The sequence below is a fragment of the Phenylobacterium sp. genome (assembly GCF_044371015.1).
Taxonomy (GTDB): Bacteria; Pseudomonadota; Alphaproteobacteria; order Caulobacterales; family Caulobacteraceae; genus Phenylobacterium.
The window spans coordinates 1-4,938 of sequence record NZ_JBILUK010000234.1 but is presented as its reverse complement, the minus strand read 5'-3'; the positions used below and the strand labels follow the sequence as shown (position 1 = coordinate 4,938).

Below are 4,938 nucleotides of genomic sequence, written 5' to 3'. Positions count from 1 at the left end.
CTTTCATGACAGTGCGACTGCCATGAAAAGCCCCCTTCCGAGTTTGCGCGACCGTCAGCGGGAGGAAACCCGCGCCCAGATCCTGCGCGCCGTCGGTCGCTTGCTCGAGCATCGGTCACTCGAGGATCTTGGGTTCGCCGAGATCGCCCGCGAGGCCGGCGTGGGCGAGCGCACGGTCTATCGCCACTTCCCGACGAAAGAGGCGCTGTTGGGCGCCTTCTGGGCCTTTCTGCAGACCGAGGCGCTGACGCCAGAAACCCGACCCCGGCCGCCGCGATCCGACCGTCGGCTTCGTGAGGCGATCACGGCGCCCCGCGACGCGATGCGGCCGATGCGTATTCTCGTGGCGACCGACGCCTGGGAGCCCCAGGTCAACGGCGTTGTCCGCACCCTGACCCGCGTGGTGAGTGAACTGACGGAGATGGGCCACACGGTGGAAGTGATCCACCCGGGCCAGTTCAAGACTTTCCCCCTGCCGACCTATTCCGAGATCAAGGTGGCGATCGGGGTCTATGAACCGGTGCAGGAGCTGTTCAAGGCCTTCGAACCCGAGGCCATCCATATCGCCACCGAAGGCCCGATCGGACTGGCGGCGCGGCGCATCTGCGTGGAGTGGAAACTCCCGTTCACCACCAGCTATCACACCCGCTTTCCGGAGTATGTCTCGGCCCGGCTGCCGCTGCCCCTGGCTGCCGGCTACGCCTACATGAAGTGGTTCCACAAGCCCTCGGGCCGCCTGATGGTCGCCACACCCACCATGCGCGAGGAGCTGTCTCGCCATGGCTTCCGCAACATTTCCGCCTGGTCGCGTGGGGTCGACACTGAGCAGTTCCGGCCGCGTGCGCCGGACGAGCCGGACCTGTTCGAGGGCCTGACCCGTCCTGTGTTCCTCTATGTGGGCCGGGTGGCGGTCGAGAAGAACATCGAGGCGTTCCTGGCGCTGGATCTGCCGGGCACCAAGGTGGTCGTCGGACCCGGGCCGCAGCTTGACGAGCTCCGCGCGCAGTATCCGAAAGTGCTGTTCAAGGGCTCCAAGTCCGGCAAAGAGCTGGCCGATCACTATGCCTGCGCCGACGTGTTCGTGTTCCCTTCGCTGACCGACACCTTCGGGCTGGTGATCCTGGAAGCGATGGCCGCCGGCACGCCGGTGGCGGCCTATCCGGCGCCCGGCCCCATCGACCTGATCCCTGGTTCGGGCGCCGGCGTGCTGGCGCTGACGGCGACCGAGGGCCTCAGGGAGGCCTGCCTGCAATGCCTGGACCTCGACCGGGGCAAGGTGCGCGCGTTCGCCGAGACCTTCTCCTGGCGGGCCTGCGCGGAGGACTTTGTGCGCAACCTGCAGCCCTATCCCGAGCCTGAAAAGACCCGATTCTGGCGACGTCTGCGCCGGCTCGCACGGGTGCGGCGGAAGGGTCCGGAGTCCGCCTGATCGCGGCTTCTGTGACAGTTTGATGACAATTGGGTTGGCGCGAGCCCGCGCGCCGCGTAAACGGCCCGCTCTCCCGGTCGCGACTCGACCGATTCGTAAAGGGTTCCGGCGCGCACACGGATGGGCAAGAAGACCGACAGGCTACGCCCCGAAACCGACCGAGAGCCGCGCACGCAGTATGCCGCCTTGCCCTGGCGCCGCGCCGCCGAGGGCCTGGAGATCCTGCTGATCACGTCCCGAGAAACACGTCGCTGGGTGATCCCCAAGGGTTGGCCGATGCGCGACTTCACGCCCGACGTGGCGGCGGCGCGCGAGGCCTTTGAGGAGGCGGGCGTGGTCGGCCAGGCTCGGGGACGCAGCCTCGGCGTCTACCACTACGACAAGCGGCTGCGCAGCGGGCGGCTGCAGCACGTGCGGGTGATGGTGTTTCCGCTCGAGGTCACCGAGGTGCGCGATATCTGGCCGGAGATGGTCGAGCGCGACCGGATCTGGACCACGCCCGCCGACGCCGCCGAGCGGGTGGATGAGCCGGAACTGAAGGCGCTGCTGGCCAAGTTCAAGGGTTAGGGCCGCCTACAGAAGGCGGCTGCGGATCGCCTGGCTAAGCATGTCGATTCCGATCACCGCCACGATGATGACGATGACGATCATCGCCGTATCGGAGTAGGCGAAGCCGTTCAGGCTGTCGAACAGCAGCTGACCGATGCCGCCGGCGCCGATGAGACCCAGCACCGTGGCGCTGCGGCTGTTGGATTCGAAGCGGTAGAGCGCATAGCTGGTCCAGAGCGGCGCCACCTGGGGGATTACGCCCCAGACGATCTCGTGCAGCCGGGCCGCCCCCGTGGCGCGCACGCCCTCGACCGGGCCTTTGTCGATGGACTCTACGGCCTCCGAGAAGAGCTTGGCCAGTACGCCGGAAGTGCCGATGGCCAGCGCCATCACGCCCGCCAGGGGCCCGGGTCCCACGGCCACCAGGAAGATCATCCCGATCACCAGGTCCGGGATAGAGCGTACGATGTCGAGCACGCGCCGGATCGGCCACTGAATAAACCAGGGCGTGATGTTGCGCGAAGCCAGCAGGCTGAGCGGGATCGCCGTCAGGATGGCGAGGAACGTGCCCCAGATCGCCATCTGGATCGTTTGCCACATCTTGGCGATGTAGAGGCCGAGGTTCGACGGATCCGGCGAAAGGAAGCCGCGCGCCAGTTCCTGCATGTTGGCCGAATTGGCGAACAGCAGCGGCAGTTTGTTGAGCTCCGCCGGACCGAAGGCTATCGCCAAAAGGATGATCAGCCCGCCCCAGACCAGCAGGTCCGGCGTCCGCTGCAGCAGCGTTCGGCTGGGGGCCGGCGGGATCGCGCCGGAGGCGTCGGGCGCGGTCATTTGGACGCCGGCTCCATGGCCCGCTGCTGGGCGATCTCGGCGCGCAGCTTGTCGAACTCGGCCTGAGCCTTGGCGATCCGACCTGCATCGCCGATGCGCTTGGCCTCGGCGAGCGCTTCGCTGGCCTCCATCTCTCGCACGGGGTTGAGGTAGGTGTTGTCGGCCGGCAGGAAGCCGCCATAGGCCAGACCCTTCAGCACTTCGCGCTGCTTGGCCGCCTTCTCGTCATCGCCGACTCCATAGGTCAGGAAGAACTGGCGGATCTTTTCCTTCAGCGCCGGATCCATGTCTTTGCGCACGACGATGGAGCTCTCCGGCAGCGGCGGAGACTCCCAGATCACCTCAAGCCGGTCCGCCAGCGCCTTGTTCTCGCGTGCGAAGAAGATCAGCCCGACGGAGTTGTTGGTGGCGACGTCGACGACGCTGTTGGCGACCGCGAAGCTGTTGGCCTGATGGTTGGCCGCGCGGACGGTCTTGAAGCACTTGGCGGGCTCAATGTTGCGGGGTGTGAAGAGATAAGTCTTGGGCGCCAGCGTGCCGGAGGTCGACTGGGTGTCGCCGATTCCGAGCGAGAGCGTGCGGTCGCAGGCCAGCACCTTGTCGAGTGTAAGCCCGCTGCCCTTCTTGACGATCAGCACCGACTTGTAGGTTGAGTTCCCGCCAGCATCCATGACGCGGCCGATCACCTCGGCGTCAGCGCGGCGTACGGCCTGCAGGGCGGGTGCGGCGGAGAACCAGCCCATCTGCACCTGCTTGAAGCGCATGGCCTCGACCAGAGACGTGTAGTTGGTGGCGAAGAACGGTTTCACCTTCACGCCGATCGAGGCCGACATGTCGTTGAGCAGCGGCGTCCAAAGTGGCTCCATGGAGGCCTGGGTCTCGGCCGACAGGATCGAGAAGGTCACCTCGTTCGACGCCGCGCCCGGGGCCGGGGCCTGGTCTGGGCGACCGCATCCGGCGAGCGACAGCGCGGCCAGTCCGACGGCGGCGACACCTGTCGCGGCGCGGATCAGGGGTCGGATCATGCGGGCGCTCCTTCCCAGAACACGTCCTCGAACTCCGGGCCATAAATGTCGATCAACTGGGTCTTGTGCAGGCCGCTGGCTGGGCCGTCATAGACGATCTGGCCGGCCTTCAGCGCCACGACCCGCTTGCAGTAGCGCAGGGCGTAGTCGACCTGGTGCAGCGTCACCACCACGGTCAGGCCGTCGGCCCTGTTGAGCTCGGCCAGGATTTCCATCACCCGGCGGGCCGAGACGGGATCGAGGCTGGCCACCGGCTCGTCGGCCAGGATGATCTTGGCCTTCTGCACCAGGGCGCGGGCAATGGCGCCGCGCTGCTGCTGGCCGCCCGAAAGCGTATTGGCCCGCTGGGCCGCATAGTCCGAAAGGCCGAAACGATGCAGCGCGGCCATGGTCGCCGCCTTGGTCTCGGAGGGCCACAGGCCGAGCGCCGCGCGCCAGTAGCCGATCCGCCCGAGCGACCCCAGCGCCACGTTGGTGAACAGCGATAGCCGACCGACCAGATTGAACTGCTGGAAGATCATGCCGATGCGGGTGCGGGTCCGGCGCACGCCGGGATCGATGCGACCGTCCTTCTGAACCGGACCATCGAAGGCGACGATCTCGCCGTCACCCGCGTCGATCGTCTGGAGCGCACTGATCGAGCGCAGCAGCGTGGATTTCCCAGACCCCGAGGGGCCGATCAGCGCGATCATCTCGCCACGCCGGGCGTCGAGCGAAACCCCGTCGAGGGCGCGCCGCTTGCCGAAGGTCTTGGAGACGTTCCGTATCGACAGAACGGCGGCGTCGGACATGGGCGGCGCTTGAGATCCTTGGGGAAGAACTAGCCGCTACATGGCACGCCCGCGCGGCCAAGGTCCAGCGGGACAAATCGGCGTCAGTGGGCGCAAGGCGCGGTGCGACCCTAGCAGCGGTCTGTGGCCCTGGGGGTTGGAACCACGGACCGCAGAGAAGGTGATGCGCGCCTCCCCCAACGCAGGTGTCATCCCGGAACGCGCGCGAGCGCGTGTTCGGGACCTCCGGCGCATGACCTCCGATCCGTCGTCCCCGGCATTGTGCGGTGGATCCAGGGTTGTCGCATGCATATCCCCGCGAGGCTGGGGC

General features: G+C 67.1%; 5 protein-coding genes and 1 pseudogene. 3 read left to right on the top strand and 3 right to left on the bottom strand.

What is annotated here, in order from left to right:
• Positions 1 to 22: 22 nt before the first annotated feature.
• The 3 genes and pseudogenes from ACIQ3R_RS15245 to ACIQ3R_RS15235 all read left to right on the top strand — a co-directional run.
• A pseudogene (locus tag ACIQ3R_RS15245) lies at positions 23 to 157 on the top strand (hypothetical protein); the annotation flags it as partial.
• Positions 158 to 331: 174 nt separating this feature from the next.
• Positions 332 to 1,429, top strand: a complete 1,098-nt coding sequence (locus ACIQ3R_RS15240; RefSeq protein WP_397419712.1) for a glycosyltransferase family 4 protein — start codon at positions 332 to 334, stop codon at positions 1,427 to 1,429.
• Positions 1,430 to 1,549: 120 nt separating this feature from the next.
• Entirely contained in the window at positions 1,550 to 1,996 is a 447-nt protein-coding gene (locus tag ACIQ3R_RS15235) for an NUDIX hydrolase (protein WP_397419711.1), read from the top strand.
• A 6-nt stretch (positions 1,997 to 2,002) separates the two neighbouring features.
• Here the strand turns inward: ACIQ3R_RS15235 and phnE are convergent, their stop codons facing one another.
• The 3 genes from phnE to phnC are packed head-to-tail and all read right to left on the bottom strand — an operon-like array spanning position 2,003 to position 4,628.
• Positions 2,003 to 2,812, bottom strand: coding sequence for a phosphonate ABC transporter, permease protein PhnE (gene phnE, locus ACIQ3R_RS15230; RefSeq protein ID WP_397419710.1), 810 nt, complete (start codon positions 2,810 to 2,812; stop codon positions 2,003 to 2,005).
• Entirely contained in the window at positions 2,809 to 3,837 is a 1,029-nt protein-coding gene (gene phnD, locus ACIQ3R_RS15225) for a phosphate/phosphite/phosphonate ABC transporter substrate-binding protein (RefSeq protein ID WP_397419709.1), read from the bottom strand. The genes phnE and phnD overlap by 4 nt, the downstream gene beginning before the upstream one ends.
• On the bottom strand, positions 3,834 to 4,628 hold the full coding sequence (gene phnC, locus ACIQ3R_RS15220; RefSeq protein WP_397419708.1) for a phosphonate ABC transporter ATP-binding protein: 795 nt from the start codon (positions 4,626 to 4,628) through the stop codon (positions 3,834 to 3,836). The genes phnD and phnC overlap by 4 nt, the downstream gene beginning before the upstream one ends.
• Between the last annotated feature and the right edge of the window lie 310 nt (positions 4,629 to 4,938).

What these genes read in the sequence shown, in the direction of transcription:
- phnC (WP_397419708.1), bottom strand. Translation starts at nt 4,628, where the DNA reads ATGTCCGACGCCGCCGTTCTGTCGATACGGAACGTCTCCAAGACCTTC.
- phnE (WP_397419710.1), bottom strand. Translation starts at nt 2,812, where the DNA reads ATGACCGCGCCCGACGCCTCCGGCGCGATCCCGCCGGCCCCCAGCCGA.
- ACIQ3R_RS15240 (WP_397419712.1), top strand. Translation starts at nt 332, where the DNA reads ATGCGTATTCTCGTGGCGACCGACGCCTGGGAGCCCCAGGTCAACGGC.
- phnD (WP_397419709.1), bottom strand. Translation starts at nt 3,837, where the DNA reads ATGATCCGACCCCTGATCCGCGCCGCGACAGGTGTCGCCGCCGTCGGA.
- ACIQ3R_RS15235 (WP_397419711.1), top strand. Translation starts at nt 1,550, where the DNA reads ATGGGCAAGAAGACCGACAGGCTACGCCCCGAAACCGACCGAGAGCCG.